General features: G+C 38.7%; 21 protein-coding genes, 4 pseudogenes and 1 riboswitch. Of the genes and pseudogenes, 17 read left to right on the top strand and 8 right to left on the bottom strand.

All coding sequences use genetic code 11. From position 1 onward, the window contains the following. Positions 1 to 144: 144 nt before the first annotated feature. The 12 genes and pseudogenes from JCM9152_RS09765 (at position 145) to JCM9152_RS09815 (ending at position 9,668) form a co-directional block, all read left to right on the top strand. Positions 145 to 1,269 carry a YqgU-like beta propeller domain-containing protein gene (locus tag JCM9152_RS09765; RefSeq protein ID WP_035343664.1) on the top strand — a complete coding sequence of 375 codons (1,125 nt, stop codon included), beginning with the start codon at positions 145 to 147 and terminating at the stop codon, positions 1,267 to 1,269. Between the two features lie 49 nt (positions 1,270 to 1,318). Continuing rightward, a riboswitch (TPP riboswitch) is annotated at positions 1,319 to 1,424 on the top strand. An 86-nt stretch (positions 1,425 to 1,510) separates the two neighbouring features. Continuing rightward, entirely contained in the window at positions 1,511 to 2,128 is a 618-nt protein-coding gene (gene thiE / locus JCM9152_RS09770; RefSeq protein WP_035343666.1) for a thiamine phosphate synthase, read from the top strand. A gap of 15 nt (positions 2,129 to 2,143) precedes the next feature. Next, on the top strand, positions 2,144 to 2,341 hold the full coding sequence (gene thiS, locus JCM9152_RS09775; protein WP_035343668.1) for a sulfur carrier protein ThiS: 198 nt from the start codon (positions 2,144 to 2,146) through the stop codon (positions 2,339 to 2,341). A gap of 5 nt (positions 2,342 to 2,346) precedes the next feature. After that, positions 2,347 to 3,123 (top strand): thiazole synthase, encoded by a 777-nt coding sequence (locus JCM9152_RS09780; RefSeq protein WP_148296468.1) that lies wholly within the window; start codon positions 2,347 to 2,349, stop codon positions 3,121 to 3,123. A 17-nt stretch (positions 3,124 to 3,140) separates the two neighbouring features. Continuing rightward, positions 3,141 to 4,253: a glycine oxidase ThiO gene (gene thiO / locus JCM9152_RS09785; protein ID WP_035343672.1), complete on the top strand. Its 1,113-nt coding sequence runs from the start codon at positions 3,141 to 3,143 to the stop codon at positions 4,251 to 4,253. A gap of 12 nt (positions 4,254 to 4,265) precedes the next feature. After that, positions 4,266 to 5,084, top strand: coding sequence for a bifunctional hydroxymethylpyrimidine kinase/phosphomethylpyrimidine kinase (gene thiD / locus JCM9152_RS09790; protein ID WP_035343674.1), 819 nt, complete (start codon positions 4,266 to 4,268; stop codon positions 5,082 to 5,084). After that, positions 5,085 to 5,678: a hypothetical protein gene (locus JCM9152_RS09795; protein WP_035343676.1), complete on the top strand. Its 594-nt coding sequence runs from the start codon at positions 5,085 to 5,087 to the stop codon at positions 5,676 to 5,678. It begins immediately after the preceding gene. 30 nt (positions 5,679 to 5,708) lie between these two features. Then, positions 5,709 to 6,365: pseudogene (locus JCM9152_RS24040) on the top strand (DUF1385 domain-containing protein); the annotation flags it as partial. A 78-nt stretch (positions 6,366 to 6,443) separates the two neighbouring features. Next, a complete protein-coding gene (locus JCM9152_RS24045; protein WP_035343793.1) occupies positions 6,444 to 6,764 on the top strand; it encodes an MTH1187 family thiamine-binding protein in 321 nt (106 codons plus the stop codon). 402 nt (positions 6,765 to 7,166) lie between these two features. Further along, complete coding sequence (locus JCM9152_RS09805; protein ID WP_035343678.1) at positions 7,167 to 7,595, top strand: DUF6526 family protein; 429 nt, start codon at positions 7,167 to 7,169, stop codon at positions 7,593 to 7,595. Positions 7,596 to 7,655: 60 nt separating this feature from the next. Then, positions 7,656 to 8,580, top strand: a pseudogene (locus tag JCM9152_RS09810) (ABC transporter ATP-binding protein). Further along, positions 8,577 to 9,668 carry an ABC transporter permease gene (locus tag JCM9152_RS09815; RefSeq protein ID WP_035343680.1) on the top strand — a complete coding sequence of 364 codons (1,092 nt, stop codon included), beginning with the start codon at positions 8,577 to 8,579 and terminating at the stop codon, positions 9,666 to 9,668. Before JCM9152_RS09810 ends, JCM9152_RS09815 begins: the two are co-directional and overlap by 4 nt. Positions 9,669 to 9,796: 128 nt before the next feature. Here JCM9152_RS09815 and JCM9152_RS09820 read toward each other — a convergent pair. The 3 genes and pseudogenes from JCM9152_RS09820 to JCM9152_RS09830 all read right to left on the bottom strand — a co-directional run. Further along, positions 9,797 to 10,024 (bottom strand): annotated as a pseudogene (locus tag JCM9152_RS09820) (IS3 family transposase); the annotation flags it as partial. A 136-nt stretch (positions 10,025 to 10,160) separates the two neighbouring features. Continuing rightward, complete coding sequence (locus JCM9152_RS09825; protein ID WP_035343684.1) at positions 10,161 to 10,586, bottom strand: GNAT family N-acetyltransferase; 426 nt, start codon at positions 10,584 to 10,586, stop codon at positions 10,161 to 10,163. Positions 10,587 to 10,615: 29 nt separating this feature from the next. Beyond that, the gene (locus JCM9152_RS09830) at positions 10,616 to 11,347 is read right to left on the bottom strand and encodes an alpha/beta hydrolase (RefSeq protein ID WP_052015820.1); all 732 of its coding nucleotides are present in this window, start codon (positions 11,345 to 11,347) and stop codon (positions 10,616 to 10,618) included. 130 nt (positions 11,348 to 11,477) lie between these two features. On the opposite strand from JCM9152_RS09830, the gene JCM9152_RS09835 reads away from it, so the two are divergent. Together JCM9152_RS09835 and JCM9152_RS09840 are read left to right on the top strand one after the other, a co-directional pair. Continuing rightward, positions 11,478 to 11,660 carry a hypothetical protein gene (locus JCM9152_RS09835; protein WP_035343686.1) on the top strand — a complete coding sequence of 61 codons (183 nt, stop codon included), beginning with the start codon at positions 11,478 to 11,480 and terminating at the stop codon, positions 11,658 to 11,660. After that, the gene (locus JCM9152_RS09840) at positions 11,647 to 11,859 is read left to right on the top strand and encodes a hypothetical protein (RefSeq protein ID WP_035343688.1); all 213 of its coding nucleotides are present in this window, start codon (positions 11,647 to 11,649) and stop codon (positions 11,857 to 11,859) included. The genes JCM9152_RS09835 and JCM9152_RS09840 overlap by 14 nt, the downstream gene beginning before the upstream one ends. Here JCM9152_RS09840 and msrB read toward each other — a convergent pair. From msrB to JCM9152_RS09865, 5 genes and pseudogenes are all read right to left on the bottom strand, one after another. Then, positions 11,856 to 12,832 (bottom strand): annotated as a pseudogene (gene msrB / locus JCM9152_RS24050) (peptide-methionine (R)-S-oxide reductase MsrB). The gene JCM9152_RS09840 and the pseudogene msrB overlap by 4 nt on opposite strands. 43 nt (positions 12,833 to 12,875) lie before the next feature. Continuing rightward, positions 12,876 to 13,355, bottom strand: coding sequence for a hypothetical protein (locus JCM9152_RS09855; RefSeq protein ID WP_035343694.1), 480 nt, complete (start codon positions 13,353 to 13,355; stop codon positions 12,876 to 12,878). 190 nt (positions 13,356 to 13,545) lie between these two features. Next, positions 13,546 to 13,722, bottom strand: a complete 177-nt coding sequence (locus JCM9152_RS21850; RefSeq protein WP_439644199.1) for a YvrJ family protein — start codon at positions 13,720 to 13,722, stop codon at positions 13,546 to 13,548. After that, on the bottom strand, positions 13,722 to 13,940 hold the full coding sequence (locus JCM9152_RS09860) for a DUF2922 domain-containing protein (protein ID WP_035343696.1): 219 nt from the start codon (positions 13,938 to 13,940) through the stop codon (positions 13,722 to 13,724). Before JCM9152_RS09860 ends, JCM9152_RS21850 begins: the two co-directional genes overlap by 1 nt. Before the next feature lie 18 nt (positions 13,941 to 13,958). Further along, positions 13,959 to 14,168: a DUF1659 domain-containing protein gene (locus JCM9152_RS09865; RefSeq protein WP_035343698.1), complete on the bottom strand. Its 210-nt coding sequence runs from the start codon at positions 14,166 to 14,168 to the stop codon at positions 13,959 to 13,961. Between the two features lie 185 nt (positions 14,169 to 14,353). Between JCM9152_RS09865 and JCM9152_RS09870 the strand changes: the two genes are divergently transcribed. The 3 genes from JCM9152_RS09870 (at position 14,354) to JCM9152_RS09880 (ending at position 17,555) form a co-directional block, all read left to right on the top strand. After that, a complete protein-coding gene (locus tag JCM9152_RS09870; RefSeq protein ID WP_035343700.1) occupies positions 14,354 to 16,084 on the top strand; it encodes a BCCT family transporter in 1,731 nt (576 codons plus the stop codon). A gap of 154 nt (positions 16,085 to 16,238) precedes the next feature. Beyond that, complete coding sequence (locus JCM9152_RS09875) at positions 16,239 to 16,544, top strand: hypothetical protein (protein WP_148296469.1); 306 nt, start codon at positions 16,239 to 16,241, stop codon at positions 16,542 to 16,544. Between the two features lie 165 nt (positions 16,545 to 16,709). After that, positions 16,710 to 17,555, top strand: coding sequence for a manganese catalase (locus JCM9152_RS09880; RefSeq protein WP_035343704.1), 846 nt, complete (start codon positions 16,710 to 16,712; stop codon positions 17,553 to 17,555). Positions 17,556 to 17,806: the final 251 nt, after the last annotated feature.

Below are 17,806 nucleotides of genomic sequence, written 5' to 3' on the forward strand. Positions count from 1 at the left end.
TCGTTCCAAAAAAAGAAATTGCTTGTTTTCCATATTTGTTTTGAAAATAATGAAACATTTTTTGAATTTGAAACGTCTATATAGTAAAGAGGATAAAAGTCGTATATGATAGTGAGAGACATCTTATGGAGTGGGGGGAGAATTTTGAAGAAATATTTCTTTTTTTTCGTTATGGTTTTTGTATTAAATGCTTGTTCTATGGCTGAGCTTGAGGCTAATCCTAACCCCACTCGAACAATGGATTCAAGTGTACCCAAAGAGTTGCCACCATCATTTTTAGAGCGGACTAACATTCTTCCTTTTCCAAATGTATCGTTCTCCTTTGTTGAAATCATTGATTGGTATAACGAAGACCATATTCTTTATTTAGAGGAGTCTGATGAACGATCCTACGTCTATATGTATCATCTTTTCACGGGAACATCTGAGTTGCTGTTTGAGACCGATGGATGGATTGTTGATTTGAAAAGTAATGTTGATCAATCGTTGTTTGCTATTCAAACATATAGTACTGATAACAAGACGTCATTAGTGGTGATTAATGAAGAAGGGCAAACAAAAAGAATCATAGAAGATCTTGGTGAGGAATATTCTGTATTTTGGAATTCTTATGATCCAACGTCGATGGTTCTCATCTCTTTTTTACCTGATTGGAAGTTTGTAGCTTATCATTTAGATGTAACAGAAGATCAGTTAACGGAAGTTGATTTGACACATCCGTATGTTCAATGGCTATCTGAATCAACGTTTGCTTATTTGGATTGGGATGAGTTTGAACCAAGTTACCATGCTCCTTTAGTCATTTATCATACTGATACAAAGGAAACGACAGAGTGGCAAGAGGAAGTTATTGCTTTTGCAAGTTTTACAAATGAGCTGTCGTTAGCTGTTACGGTTCAATCTCCAGATTCACTCTACTCAACGTATACGTTCTATCAAAATCAAGAACCATATCGAAAAATAGAAATGCCGATATTAAATACGTATTCAGAGCAATGGTGGGTTCCCTTTTACACGTATGACTCAGTAAATAATGTCTTCTATTATTTGCGTCCTAAATATAGCAGTGATTATTTTAGCTATGAAGATGGCTATGAATTAGTAGCTTATGATGTAAAAGAAGATTCAGAAAGAAAAATTACGACGTTTGATCAACATGAGCCGTTAAGTGTATCACCATCAGGAGATGCCGTGTTAATTGGTAATCGATATGAGCGCATATACGATGTTGATCGAGGAAATATGATTTATTTATTAGAGGATGAGTAGCTTGCATTTTCGAATAGAACTCTGTCATAATGGAGTCAAAGAATAGTAATAAAAAGACTAGGGGTGTCTCTTAAGAGACTGAGAATAAGATGTTATCTTATACCCTTGTACCTGATCTGGCTGATACCAGCGTAGGAAAGTCGATGCACATGATATGTTCATATGTAGCCGTATTCCGTTGATCGGGTACGGTTTTTAGCGTTTTGTGTCTATTTTTTTCTTTTAAAGGGTGGGAGTAGAAATGAAAGAATTTCAGTTATATGCTATTACGGGTGAGGAGTTCCATCAAGGTCGTGATTTAATGGACGTGATGGAAGAAGCGATCAAAGGTGGAGTTGATATGATTCAACTTCGTGATAAAACGAGCAGTAAAAAAGAGGTTTTTGAAAAAGCGAAAAAACTACGTCAATTAACATGGCAATATAATGTGCCTTTTATAGTGAATGATCATATCGATGTGGCATTAGCTGTTGATGCTGACGGTATTCACATTGGTCAAGACGATTTGCCAATTGAAGAAGCAAGGAAAATCGTCGGTGACAAAATTATTGGATTATCGACCCATCATATCGAAGAGGCTCGTGCAGCTGTGAAGGCTGGCGCTGATTATATTGGTGTCGGTCCGATATTTCCCACTAAAAGCAAGGTTGATGTCGTTGATCCTGTCACAACTGAATACATTAAACAGGTTGTAGCGGAAATAAAGATTCCTTTTGTCGCAATCGGCGGGATTAAGTTGCATAATGTAGATCAAGTGTTAGAGGCCGGAGCAACTAGAATTTGTATGATTAGTGAAATTGTTGGAGCTGAGGATATTCAGTCAGTTTGTCAACAATTTGTAAGGAAACTATCGAAGTAAAGGGGAGTGTGTGTGATGCAACTGCTAATTAATGGTGAGGAACATCAGTTAAACGTTAGTACACTAGATGAAGTGGTATCACATTTTGAATTGGAATCACAATTAGTTGTAACAGAAGTTGACGGTGAGATTATTGACCGTTCGAATTGGACAACGACAACGATAAAAGAAGGAATGAAAATTGAACTCGTTCAATTTGTTGGAGGAGGATGATCTCGATGAATAAACGTCTTACAATTGCAGGAAAGGAATTATCATCACGGTTTTTCTTAGGGACAGGTAGGTACCCAAACCCTTATGTCCAGAATGAAGCGATTAAAGCGTCAGAGGCTGAAGTTTTAACGTTCGCGATACGACGTGTTAATTTAGAAGCTCCTTCTGAAGATGCGATTTTGCAGCATTTAGAAGGAATGACTTTTACGTATTTGCCTAACACATCTGGTGCGAAAACAGCGGAGGAGGCTGTACGAATTGCTCGTCTTGCTAAAGCATCTGGTTTAAGTGATTGGATTAAAGTTGAAATTAGTGTAGATGAGAAGACTTTATTACCTGATCCGATTGAAACGTTAAAAGCAACAGAAATCCTTGTTGATGAAGGGTTTGTCGTATTACCATATACGTCAGATGATCCCGTTTTGTGTAAGAAGTTAGAGCAAGCAGGAGCTGCAGCAGTCATGCCTGGTGGTGCCCCGATAGGAACGGGTCTTGGGATTTTGAATGCTTATAACCTTCAGCTTATTGTTGAGCAAGCGGAAGTACCGATCATTGTCGATGCAGGTTTAGGCTCAGCGATGGACGTAGCACAAGCAATGGAATTAGGTGCGGACGGAGTTCTAATGAATACACCAGTGGCAAAGGCAAAGGATCCAGTCAAAATGGCACAGGCGATGAAGTATGCAATAGATGCAGGAAGACTTTCATATGAAGCAGGTCGAATTCAAAAGAAAAAGTATGCTACTGCTAGTAGTGGACTACCATCTTTTATTTCGAATTGATTTAAGGAGGAACAACTTTGGGGGAACGTGTTCTAGTCTTAGGAGGAGGCGTTATAGGTCTAGCTACTGCCTTTGAATTAAGTCAAAGAGGCTATGCCGTAACAATTCTTGAGAAGACAGTATGTGGAGGGCAAGCATCGGGTGCAGCAGCAGGAATGCTTGCTCCCTTTTCAGAAATTGGAGAGGATCCTGATGATTTTTTTCAATTATGTTTAGATAGTTTACGAATGTACAAGAAATGGCAGCAAGAAGTAAAGCGAGTTTCAAAGCTAGATTTTGAATATAGCGAAAGTGGTAGTTTGCATGCTGTGTATCATGACGCAGATGTGCTGGCACTTGAAACACGTAAGTCATGGCAGGAGCAATGGGGGACAGAAGCTGAGCTTCTTACTGGTGATCAGCTAAGAAAGATGGAACCGTTGCTGTCAAAGGATTTAAAAGCGGCTATGTATTATCCAGAAGAAAGTCATGTCTTTGCTCCTGATTATGTTCTCGCTTTAGAACAAGCCTGTCGTGAAAATGGTGTAATCATTTGTGACCAATTAGAATCCGTTGAGATTATTGAATGGAAGGAAGCGATTCATCTACGTTCTAAGTCAGGCAAGGATTTCCGTGCAGATCAACTGATTATTTGCTCTGGAGCGTGGGCTAGTGAGCTTGAGCATGTTTTTCATATTCGCATACCTGTCTATCCAATTAGAGGACAAATTTGTGCGTATGACATGCAAGAGAATGCGGTGAATCATATTATTTATACAAGTCAAGGATACTTTGTTCCAAAGGCAAATGGGACATTAGTGAATGGGGCATCAGAAGATATAGCTGGATTTCAAACATCTGTAACCGAAAAAGGGATTGAACGACTAACGAATTGGAATAAGCGAGTATTTCCGCATTTATCGCAAAAGAACCCCTTTCATACGTGGGCCGGTTTAAGGCCGGCAACGCAGGATGGTTTCCCATTGATTGGGAAGCTACAAGAAGCCGAACATATTACCTTTGCAACAGGACATTATCGCAATGGAATATTGTTAAGCCCAATAACTGCCGTTGCAGTAGCTGATTTGTTAGATGGTCATAAGTCAATTTATTCACCGTTACAATCGTGTATACCTGAACGATTTTCATAGGAGGAGAGAAATATGTCAATTGCAAAAGCATTAACAATTGCTGGTTCAGATAGTGGTGGTGGCGCAGGTATTCAGGCTGATTTAAAAACGTTTCAAGAGAGAGAAACGTTTGGCATGAGTGTGATTACAGCTTTAACTGCTCAGAATACATTAGGCGTTCACGGAGTATACCCGCAAACACTTGAAGCGATTGAAGCACAAATGGATGCAGTATTGTCTGATATTGGAGCCGATGCTGTCAAAACAGGGATGCTTTTTTCTGCTGATATTATTAAGCTTGTCGCTCATAAGCTGAAAGAGTATGATGTGCAGAACATCGTTGTAGACCCAGTTATGGTTGCTAAAGGTGGTGCAACTCTTCTTCAAAATGAAGCCGTTCAAGCAGTAGTAGAGGAGTTGTTACCTATTTCAACTGTGATTACGCCTAACCTCCCAGAAGCTGCGAAATTGTTACGGCTAGATGATATTAAGACAGTGAATGAGATGAAAGAGGCAGCTGAAGCGCTGTACCAATTAGGTCCGAAGTATGTTGTATTGAAAGGTGGACATCTTGTAGACCATTCAGCAACCGACCTTCTTTATGATGGTCACAAGATGCACGAGCTTACAACTGAACGTGTGGATACGAAACATACGCATGGAACGGGTTGTACATTTGCAGCGGCAATCGCAGCAGAGCTTGCAAAAGGAAGAGAGATTGTTAAGGCTGTTGAAGAGGCTAAGGCTTATATAACAGCAGCTATTACGTATTCATTGGAAATAGGAAGAGGTATCGGACCAACGAACCATGCAGCTTACCGACAAATGCGAGAAAGAAAAGGATTATCGTAAATGTTAAACAGTAATAAAACCGTATTGATTTTACCTATTTTACTAATGGTGATTATGTTTGTAGGTGGATATTATTTTTTAAATGGGGTAGAATCCATTACGAATGAACAATTAGAAGATCATATTGACTTCGATATTGAGTATACTGCACAAGAGACTTCTATCGTTATAAATGGTGAATGGAATTGGAATGTTATGCCTTCTGAAGGCTTATATGGTAATGATTATATTGGTGTTTCAGTTTCTAATGATCAATTAAATTATACGAATGCGATACTTGAACTGACATATGGAGACCAAGTGATTGAACAAATCGAAGGTGTCGATGTTGAAAATGGCATTATCTTTGTGTTTCCTAATGAGCTAGTTGAACAAGTAAGCTATGGAAATAGCGGACGTTTTCAAATTGAGTTGGAACACAATGAAATAGTAGACAAAGAACTAAATGTGCATTATTTACATACGTGGACCAACCACGTACCTATGGATCTTGAAGATGCAGCTTTTGAGTCTCCAACTTTTGGAGAAGCATTGGAAGTACCATACTGGATGATTTCACGAAAAGTGAACGGAGAGCAAATGATAAATCAATAGATTAGGTGATGCTCGGTGCGCATTCGAGGGATGTCTTTTCAAAATGGGATATTTTATATAGGCAAGAATCATGTTTCATGTGCTTATCATGAAAAAGGCAGATTACGGAGTTGGGTTAAACCAATAAACGGTCAAACACTAATGAAAATGATTGCACAAGTGATTGTATCTATGCCACTATGGTTCAAAGGGCTTATCATGCTTGTTGTTGCCCTGATCATAGTTCCAAAAGTGATACCAAATGTTCAGTGGAATGGGTTACCTTATTATGCGTTATTTTATTGTTTATTCGGAACTCACTTTATCTTTCCAACACAATTAAAAAAATACCACGGGGCTGAGCATAAAGTGTTTAGTCATAAAGGGCTTATTAGTCGTGGAAGGTTAAAGCTGATCGAAAAAGCTGCTATTACGAATCGTAACTGTTCAACAAATAGTGTTGTTGTGTATTTTTTAAGCGTGATCATCATGACGGTTTGTTTTTGGCTTGTTTTCAATGAGTGGAATCAGTCATTAATGTTCGCATCATATACAAGTGTCATTGTAGTTCCTGTTGTGATTCGTTTGATGAGAATAAAAGCTTTCTTATTGGTCCGCAAGCCGATCTTAGCGATTTCTTATTGGCTACAGAAATATGTGACCACAACTGATCCTGAGCGTATACACTTAGTTGCCTCCATTCAATCCTATCGAAAGCTTGCAGTAAAAGAATTTCCTGATAAATTGAAAGTGAAAAGAAATCCGGTTCAAAGTGAGGTGAGACGTATGGCGATTGTAGATGTTACAGTTATACCGATCGGAACGGAGACAGCTAGCGTTAGTCAGTATGTAGCAGACATACATACGATCCTTCAATCTTATAAGCAGGAAGGGAAAATCAATTTTCAATTGACGCCAATGAATACGATTATCGAAGGGGAGCTATCGATTTTGTTTGAAGTCATTCAAGCGATTCACGAAGCACCATTTAATCAAGGAATCAATCGAGTAGCAACCAATATTCGCATCGATGATCGAAGAGATAAAATAGCAACTATGTCTAGTAAGCTAGCATCTGTACAAACAAAGCTAAAAGAAAAAGAATAGGAATGCGAAGAGAGGGTGTTGGGTTATAAAAAAGTTTGATCATTTTTTACTAGTGTTGCTCAACAATCACGCCCTATAACGGAATATCAAAGGAGCTTCTATCAGCTGGCTTCATTAATTAGCTCTTTTCGGAATACAAGTTATTATTTCTCAACTTTCGCACCTTCAAAATAGCACTCAACCCTTGATATGCTTGAAGAACACTGAAATGCTTATGCTGCTTTTACGGTTATTTCTTTATCACCAAGAAAAGCTTTCTTTAAAAATTGAGGCAATTGATTAAATCAGGAGTCACAAAAGACAACACACTTAGGAATACAATCTTAAGTGTGTTTTTTATCCTATAACCCCAACTACCCAACTTCTGGTATATAATAAACCTATAAACCTTAGGAGGTACATATGAAACAACAAAACTACGAAAATCACAGTAAGGTCGACCCGGTTTTTCACTTTGGAATTACACTGTTATCTCTGGTCACATTGATTTTATCGGTTGTATTCTTCTTTAAAAATGTGGATACACAGACGGTGCTTAGTTTTGTGGTATTATTCGCCTCGTTCAAATTTTTATTTATAATCCTAAAACTAAGAGGATATGCCCTCCAACTTCAGGATCGGATTATCCGTAATGAAGAAAATTTCCGTTGCTATCGATTAACGGGGAAGCAGTTAGATTCCACATTATCATTAAAACAAATCATTGCTCTCCGGTTTTCGTCTGATGAAGAATTTCCAGGTTTAGTGGAACGGACACTATCAGAAAATCTATCACCACAAGACATTAAAAAAGCAGTACAAAACTGGCGTGCAGATCATCATCGAGTATAAACAACACAGAACGGACCAACTCACCCAGGGAGGTTACTTTTTTAGAAAAGGAGGCTCGTTATGCCTAATGAAATAATGGTAGATGTAAAAGGTCTTGAGAAAAAGTACGGCTCGGTTACTGCAGTTAAAGGAGTCGTATTTCAAGTGGAAAAGGGAGAAATCTTCGGTTTGCTTGGTCCGAATGGAGCCGGAAAGACGACGACGATCGAAATGCTAGTCGCTCCGGAGGCCGGATAAAGGGACGGCGACGCTTGCGCACCATGATGTGAAAAAGGAAGTGAATAAGGTCAAAGAAGTGATCGGGGTGCAGCTTCAGTCGACTTCGCTGTTTGAGCTGTTGAAGGTAGAAGAGATCCTTCATTTATATGCGAGTTTTTATCCTAGTCATGTGGACATTGAGAGGTTGATCGAGGAGATGCTCCTGACTGAGAAGCGGAAGGACCGGATCAAGGGGCTCTCGGGTGGACAAAAGCAGCGGCTGTCTATTGCACTAGCATTGATTCACGATCCGGATATCGTGTTTCTGGATGAGCCGACGACAGGACTCGATCCGCAGGCGAGAAGGACACTGTGGGACATTATCCTGCGCTTGAAGGAACAGGGGAAGACGGTGCTCCTCTCCACTCATTATATGGATGAAGCACATGTGCTCTGCGACCGCATCGGCATCATGGACCAAGGGGACCTGATCGCCCTCGACACGCCAGCGAACCTTGTGAAAACATTACAGTCCACGAGCACCATCGAATTCCATTTGAATAACCCGCCTGAAAAGGAATGGTTCATGAAGATGAACGGTGTCGAAGAAGTGTCCATCAAGGATACCTTCATCCAGCTTTATACAGACGACCTTAAGCTGGCCCTGACATCCCTTATCGGTGTGTCGGAAGAGCACAATCTAAACATCAGCGATCTCCAAACGCGCCAGTCGACTTTAGAGGATGTATTCATCCATATGACAGGAAGGAGGCTGCGTGAATCATGAAAGCTTATTGGCAGTTAACCCTAGCACAATTACGTATCTTTGCCCGTAACAAGCAAGTATTATTCTTCACGTTACTTTTCCCGGTTATCCTTATGGTGGCCATTGGATCTTTTGCAGGTGGGGGAGATTCACTCTCTTTAACAGTAGGGATGATCGATGTGGACCAAACCGATGCCTCGAAGGACTTAAAGGAATTGTTTAATAAAAATGAGGGAATCGAGACAACTAAATATGAGAACATCAAAACGGGAAAAGAAGCCGTCAAAAATGGAGATATCCAGCTTCTCATCGAAATCCCCAAAGGATATGAAGAAAACTTGAAGGGGGAGAACCAAGCTTTCTCACTACCAGTATACTATAACGAAAAAAACCTGACTACGTCAGAGCTTGGATTGACGGTAGTGAACGGAATCATCGATGAATATAGCAAGGACCTTGTTGACTACAAGCCACTAGTGACGATTGAGAGGGTAGGAATCGAGACTCTAAACCTTCGATATGTTGATTTCCTTGTACCAGGCATCGTCGCCATGATGATCATGAGCAACAACATGAATGGAGTTGCTGGTCAAATCTCAGCCTGGCGTGAGCGGGGGATCCTCCGTAGAATGCAAGGGACGAGACTGAAAGCCTCAACATTCATAGCGGCCCAGATTACGGCTCGACTACTGCTCAACGGAACCCAGGCACTACTCGTCGTACTGATCGCCGATCTCATCTTTGACATTAACGTTGTCGGTTCCTGGCTTGCCATGATCTTCTTCATCGTACTTGGAACCCTTGCCTTCATGGCACTCGGCTTCATCATCGCCGGACTTGCGAAAAACCCGGAAAGCGCAGGTCCGATTGCAGGATTTGTCACGTTTCCGATGCTGTTTCTAGGGGGAGTATTCTTCCCCATCAGCAATATGCCGGATCCCATTCAGCTGATTGTGAAGGTATTGCCGATTGCTCATTTGAGTTCGGCTTTAAGGGAAACGATGAATATTGGGACTCCGTTTTTGGAGTTAAAGATGGAGACACTTATCCTAGGTGCATGGCTAGTTGGTGGGTTTGCCGTGGCTAGTTGGGTATTTAAGTGGGAGTGAGATTAACACTATTTGTGGAAACTTTTGATAAACGAACAAAAAGAAAGAACGTGTTTTGAAAAAAGATTGGATAAAAAGAGGCCACTGAAAAGGTGCTTAGTTGTTTACCCCTAAAAGTTAGAGTTTTATTATGCAGCTGATTGGCTGGATTGAGTTCGATATTCAACTGGGCTCAATCCAGCTAGTTTGTCTTTTGATCTTTCATGGTTGTACCAATAGATATATTCTTCAATCCGTCTTTTTAATTCTTCATAGCTTACTAATTCTTCCCCATAGTACATTTCTTGCTTTAAAATCCCAAAGAAATTTCCCATTGAAGCGTTGTCTGCGCAGGTTGCTTTACGTGACATACTTTGGTGTGGCAGATTTCCGCAGGAGGATAGGGCAAGCTGAAATTTGCTGATGTAGCAAGTTAGTTCAGCGTATTCCTACAGGAGCGTGCCGCGATCCCGGTGGTGTCGATTGAAAGACAAGCGTTTTAATAAATACTTCTTAAAGGTTCTTCTCCATCGTAACGTGAGGTATTCCTGCATCTAGAAAAGGCTCATTGGATACGGTCACATATCCGAGCTTTTTATAAAAGCCTTCAGCCTGACATTGAGCATTTAATTTTAGTTTATTGTAACCATTTGAGTAGGCTGTTTCTTGAATTTTTTTCATTAAAGCCTGTCCGGCTCCCGTTCCACGAGCTTCCTTGAGAAGACAAATACGTTCTATTTTACCGAAGTCTTCAATGAAACGTAGGCGACCTGCACCTACCGGTAAACCGTTGTTGTACATGACAAAATGAATGGCTTCCTCTTCGTATTGATCAATTTCCTCATTAAGAGGAACTTGTTGTTCCGAGACAAATACCTTAGTACGTACATCGTAGGCATCTTGTCGTTGGTCTTTATTCGTTACTTGAATTATTTCCATAATCGTTTCTCCTTCTCAAGATGTTTATTCTATGACAATAAATGTTTTATTCCTCTAGGCAAGTCTTTTTGCCAATGAACCCACTTATGATCACCATCAAATTCATGGTATTCATAAGTGAATGACATTTGCTCCATAACTTTTCGTAATTCTCGGTTAGGAGGGAGAAAATTAACAATGTTACCGTCAGTTGTGTTGACAGCAGTCTCCTGTAGTCCGATGACATGATAGACGGAGAGTTCCTCTGGCTGTTTACATTTTTTCACTTCATTCATCACTTCATCGTTCACAAATGGAGAGTGCATCATCACTTTCCCAAATAGACTTGGGTATCGAACAGCTGTTACTAACGAAACTGTTCCTCCTAGTGAATCACCTGCTAATGTTCTTGCATGTGCAAGTGGTTCAAGCGGATAGTGTTCGTCTAAATAAGGAAGAAGCTCGTTTGCTAAAAAGCGAATATATGCTTCATTTTGCACGTCCTTTGGGTAGTATCGCTCTCTTCTAATGTCGACAGAAGGATAAGGAATTCCGACAATAATCGTTTCACTGATTTCTCCATCATCTAAAAGTTTCTCAACGACTCGTGGAATTCGGCCGATTTGAAAATAGTCGCTTCCATCCTGACAAATAAGAACTTCGTAAGATTGGAGAGGGGTGTAATCAGGAGGGGTATAAATGATAAGTGGAATATCCTCTTTTAATTCTTTACTTGTAATACGATCATCACGAATCGTTCCTTGTAACGGTTTCTTTGCCATAAGTTAAGTTCCTTTCTATGTATACTTATACTAGTGTACAAAAATACTATAATGAATGCCAAGAAGAAGTCTTTGTGTATTTTAAAATGATTATGTAAAATAAATAAAACATGAAAAGCAGGTGTTTAAATTGAAGCAACCACCAAAATGGATTTATTATAGTAAAGTTTTTTATTCAAAATTTCAAGCTGGCTGCGTTAAAGCCAAAATAGAAGATAATTGGATCAATGGTCATGAAATTGGTCCAATTGTCGAAATCAAGCGATTAAAATCCAAGCGATATGTTGTGAGGTATACATATGATGAAAGTTAAATCAAAACGAAAAAGTATGAGTTCTAACTTTTTTGGGCCCTTTAAGCAATGTTTGAACCGTTTCTTATGTAATAATCTTAATTTGAGTGAAGCAGTTGCTAATCAAATGAAGGCCACTGAAAAAGTTGATTTATACTTTTTCAGTGGCCTCAAATCTCCTGCCATTATCAAAGGAGAGTCTTTAGAGAACAGTTATTAAGAGAAAATCTGTAAATATTTACCGTATCCTTCTTTTTCTAAATCCTTTTTCGGAATAAAACGTAGTGCAGCTGAATTGATACAGTATCGAAGCCCAGTTGGTGCGGGGCCGTCTGGGAAAATGTGACCGAGATGAGAGTCCGCCTTTGTACTTCTAACTTCGGTTCGAATCATCCCGTGACTCATATCCTTTTTTTCTTTAATTTCATTCTCATTAATTGGTTTTGTGAAGCTTGGCCATCCACAACCGGCGTCAAATTTATCCTTCGAGCTAAACAGAGCTTCACCTGAAATAAGATCGACATAAATTCCTTCTTCCTCATGATTGTAATACTCATTTTGAAACGGAGGCTCGGTTCCATTTTCCTGTGTAACATGAAACTGAATGGGTGATAGTCGTTCTTTTAATGATTTTTTACGATCGTTAGTCATTATTTCTCTCCTCCATACCAGTGGCGTTCAATAAATGCTTTTCGCCCTGAACCGATTTGATACCTTGTATAATGAGCTGGGTTTTTTTTGTAATAGTCTTGGTGATAATCTTCAGCAGGATAAAAGGTTTTTGCAGGTAAGATATGTGTGGCAACCGTTTTGGAAAAGCGATTGCTTTTCTCTAATTCCTGCTTAGAGAATTCTGCTTTTTGTTTTTGTGTTTCATTGTGATAGAAAATAGCGGTACGATACGAATCACCGCGATCGTAAAATTGTCCTCCTGGATCAGTTGGATCAATTTGAGACCAAAAGATAGTAAGCAGCTGGTCGTAGGAAATAATCATTGGGTCATACGTAATTTGAACAGCTTCAAAATGTCCAGTTGTTTCTGAACAAACTTCTTCGTATGTTGGATTTTCTGTATGCCCACCTGTATAGCCAGATATAACACGTTCGATTCCTTCAAATTGGTCAAAAGGCTTAACCATACACCAAAAACATCCACCAGCAAATGTTGCTGTTTCAACGGAATTAGCTACCATGATTGCTCCCTCCTTCTGTAAAGAAGTATACCATGATTTTCATTTATTGACTGTGTACTTGCTTACGAAAAATAATCATAATTAATTTTCTAATGAATAGTCCGACTACATATCCACTTAGGTGAAAGAGAATAGGAGACCAAATGACTCCGATCAAATGATTAGAGATTGTTATACTTTGAGAAAAAATGATTCCTACGGTACCGAAATATGCTGATGTGACAAATGGGATGAAAGCATAACGGATAGCTTTTCCACCTGCATCACGATATGCATCATACATGGAAAATATATAGACACAAGGATAGAACATAATCCATTGATAATCAACACTAGCATTAGCAAGTTCTCCTTTTCCGTAAAAGCTAGGAATAATAGCAAAATTTAATCTAGCTTGAACATTAATGGTGAATTCTAAAATAATAAAAAAGAATCCTTTTACATACTTTTTATTGAGAAACTGTCCAAAACCGGGGAAGGCAATGCTCCAAAATAATACCTCTGCACGTTTTTCAATTCCCATGTTCTCCACCTGCGCTAACCTAATAATTATGATGTACCTATATCCTATAGGGTTTTGTTAGTGTTTCCTCATTTCCAATTTTTAACCAAGAATATAAAAAGTTTGAAATTGGAGAATTCCCAAAATGAAAAGAAGAGCTGCCCATTCTGATAGACAACTCCTCACGACATAAGTAGGAAGATTAACTGCTTTATTTAGCGAGTCGAGCAGGTGATCTGTTTTGTTCTAACTGTTCTGGCAAACGTTCCACCGCCATTGTAACTCGATCGATTTTTTGTTCTAATCGATGCAGAAGATAGAGTGTAATAACAAGTGGAAATCCATATTCACCAATAAGAGGAACGAAAAGATCAATGGTCGAATCCATTAAGGCAATTCAATGTCAGTAACGTTGCGTTCGACAATTCGTGCTCCACGGATTGCGACAAGGTTACCACCATTAGATTCGATTGCATCTTCTGCTAAAATTTGATTCATCGATTGTGAAATTAATTCACCATCAACTGGTTCAATTGGATCATCAACAGAAATGGTGACAAGACGTCCTTCTTCATTTTCAAATTGTAATTCTAATCGTTTACTCATTCTTTTATCCTCCTAATGTTACATAATAGAATATTGATTGTTTCGAATGGAATCGGCAACAGGGTACTGCTGCAATGATACGATAGCGTTAGTGAACTGAAGCAAGCTTTCATCTGTTGTTGTGCCTTTAATATTCGAGAATGTTTTCGCCTTTGTCACGTTAGCTCCTTCATCATCAACACCGACAATAAATAGAATCGATAAACGGCTGTTTTGTTGTTCATTCATATGATCACCTCCTTCATACTCTATATCGATTTGTTGCATACTTTTTAGTGATCATTGAGAAAGTAATAATAAACGTTTGAATGTAATTTGTTGCGGGTATACTTCTTTGTCTTTATTTTTCAATTAAGGTTGTTCCTTCATCATTGGAAATGGACTTATAATTTGAATAGAAATGAGGTTTGGCAATGAATGATCAAAGAATAGTCGATAAAGAAAAGGTTAGCAGTGTCTTACTTATTTCAGCTATTATCGTTGGTTTATTTGTACTATGGGGAGCATTATCCCCAAATACCCTAAATAGGGCTGCTAATGAGGGTTTAGATTGGATGCTCGTTAATTTTGGTTGGTTTTATATGCTTGTTACAGCTTTCTTTGTTGTGTTTGTCATAATATTAGCTATTAGTCCATACGGGAAGGTTCGTTTAGGAGACCCGAATGAGAAACCAGAGTATTCCTGGTATTCATGGATTGGCATGTTATTTGCGGCTGGAATTGGAGTAGGGTTTGTCTTCTGGGGAGTGGCTGAACCAGTTTTATATTATTTAGATCCACCTATGGGGTATACAGCAGAAACATCTGCTGCAGCTGTGGCTGGCTTACGTTATGCAGTTTATCACTGGGCGTTACATCCATGGGCTATTTTTTCAATTGTAGGGTTAACACTTGCTTACGTTCAATTTCGAAAGAATCGGCCTGCGCTTATTAGCTCTGCTTTCTATCCATTAATTGGAGATCGAGTGAATGGGTGGTTTGGTCGTTCTATTGATATACTGGCAGTGATTGCGACATGTACTGGAGTTGCGACTACATTTGGCTTAAGTGCCTTGCAAATTACAGGTGGTTTGTCTTACATTTCAGCTATTCCAAACAATGTATGGACGCAAATTACAATCATTGCAATCGTAACGGTTCTATTTATGTTCTCTGCTGCGAAAGGTTTAGATAAAGGAATTAAAAGACTTAGTAATATTAATTTAGCAGTTGCTGGCTTGTTACTACTATTTGTCATAGTTGTAGGGCCAACGTTATTTATTGCAGAAAGCATTGTCACTACATTGGGAGGTTATATTACGAATGTCGCAGAGATGAGCTTGACGATGACCCCTTTTGCGGAGAGTGGTTGGTTAGGAAGAAATACGATATTTTTCTGGGCATGGCATATTGCGTGGGCGCCATTTATGGGAATATTTATAGCGCGTATTTCTCGTGGACGTACGATTCGTGAATTTATGGCAGGAGTTCTCTTAGTCCCTTCCTTATTAGCTGTTATTTGGTTCACTTCATTTGGAGGCACGGCATTAAATATTGAAATTGCTGGATCGGTTCCAATTGGGGAAATGGTCACGGATAATGTCGAAATTGCCTTATTTGCTACATTAGGTGAACTACCATTAAGTATGATTACAAGCTTTCTAGCTGTTATATTAATATTAATTTTCTTTATTACTTCTGCTGATTCTGCCTCTTATGTGTTAGGAACAATGACTTCTAAAGGTAGCCTTAACCCAGGGTTAATGGTGAAAATGTTGTGGGGGATTTTAATTGCTGGTACAGCAAGCGTCCTATTGATTAGTGGAGATGGGGGACTAGGGGCTTTACAAACAGCATCGATTATTGCTGCATTACCATTTGCTATTATTATGGCATTCATGATTATTTCCGTATTGATTATGATAGGTCGTGATTATAGTAAGGAAAATGTTAAGAGAAGAAGACGGCGTCAAAAGAAAATGAGTGAGGAAATTAAAGATGATTTGTATGATGACTTAAAAGAAGATGTATATGAACAAGTAAAGGAAGAAGTAAGAGAAGATGTTTATGAGCAGGTGAAGGAAGAAGTTCGTGAGGATATTTACGAACAAGTGAAAGAAGAGCTATATGAAGAATTAAATGAAGATTCGGATTCAATGAAATAAAGAAGACAACTGATTAAGCCCTTAATGCTAATCAGTTGTTTTCTTTATTAAGTATAAACATTATTAGAGCAGGTAAGTCATATGACTATACGGTTTATTAACCTATAACATAAGCTAAAATAAGATAACATAAAACTTGATTGAAGGTGATCAAATGAAAGTTGAACAAGAAGTAGTGGATAAGTTTATTAAGAAGGTGGTAAAAAAGTATCCTTTTCAATTTATAAAAAATGATAAGGAGGCAATCAAGGAATTGGTCACGAAATTTAAAAAGGTAGTAGAAAAATTTATTGAAGAAGAGGAGAAGCGGTACAAAGAATCTCATAATCATATAAATAGAAAAGTTGATGCATTAAGAAAGACTAATTCTCCTGAAGATTCTTTACAAACGGACTCACATTTAACACAACCTTTTGTCGAAAGCAAAAATGATATTAATAAAGTAAAGATTTTTAAATAGGAATACGGTGTTAATATGTTCAAAAACGATACAATGATTAAATACGAAAAGATCCTTGCACACTGCAAGGATCTTAGTATGTTATACAGTAAGAGTCTACGTTGTAACCTATAGGCGTTTGTATGAATAGTGTAAAGGGGACTAATAAGAAGAGGAGTCGATACAATGTTTTATCATGTAAAGAATCTTCAATATCATGCAAAGCCTATAAGGCCAGACCCTATATTTGCAAAAAAGTTGCAAGAAATACTTGGAGGGCAATTTGGTGAAATTTCCGTTGCTTTACAATACTTATTTCAAGGATGGAATACAAGAGGAGAAGAAAAATATAGAGATTTGTTACTTGCGACAGGTACAGAGGAGCTAGCGCATGTTGAAATGTTAGCAACGATGATCGCGCGTTTGTTAGACAATGCTCCTGTCGGAGATCAAGAAGTAGCAGCTAAAGACCCTGTTGTTGGAGCAATATTAGGCGGAATGAATCCTCAGCACGCTATTGTTGCTGGACTTGGAGCTATGCCTGTAGATAGTGTTGGGAATCCTTGGACAGCTAGTTACATCAATGCAAGTGGAAATTTACTAGCTGATTTTCGTCTGAATTTAACAGCTGAATCTCAAGGGCGTCTTCAAGCAGTTCGATTATATGAGATGACAACCGATGATGGTGTCAAAGATATGCTATCATGGCTTATTGCACGAGATACGATGCATCAAAACCAATGGTATGCTGCAATATGCGAATTAGAAGAAAAAGAAAACATTGTTGTACCAAGTACGTTTCCGCGTTCGTTAGAAAAGCATGAAGTTGCATATGATTATTATGATTTATCAGGAGGAACAGAAAGTAAGCATGGTCGTTGGGCGCAAGGGCCAAGTATGGATGGATTGGGTGAGTTTACGTATATTGCTAACCCTAAGCCACTTGGCAAGAAACCGAGGCTACAACCAGCTCCACCGTATATGCACAATACGGCTTTACCGAATCCACCTCACCTTCCACCTATGTTCTAAAAGGTGTTTAAAAGTTGCTGTGATGATGAATAAGTCAAAAAGATATCACCTCAGCGTGGTATCTTTTTTATGTTTGAGCGCCAAAGAGAAGTATAAAATGGCATAATTACATATCTGCCTATAAAATCATGATAGAAATTGAAAAAATATCAAATGAAAAAGGGAAAGGTTGTAAATAGACCCAATTCCCTTTAAAGCGAGAAATTTGTTCTGTACAATGAGCACTAGTTGGAAGCACATCAAATTAAATT

It is taken from the genome of Halalkalibacter hemicellulosilyticusJCM 9152, from assembly GCF_000513115.1.
Taxonomy (GTDB): Bacteria; Bacillota; Bacilli; order Bacillales; family Bacillaceae_D; genus Halalkalibacter; species Halalkalibacter hemicellulosilyticus.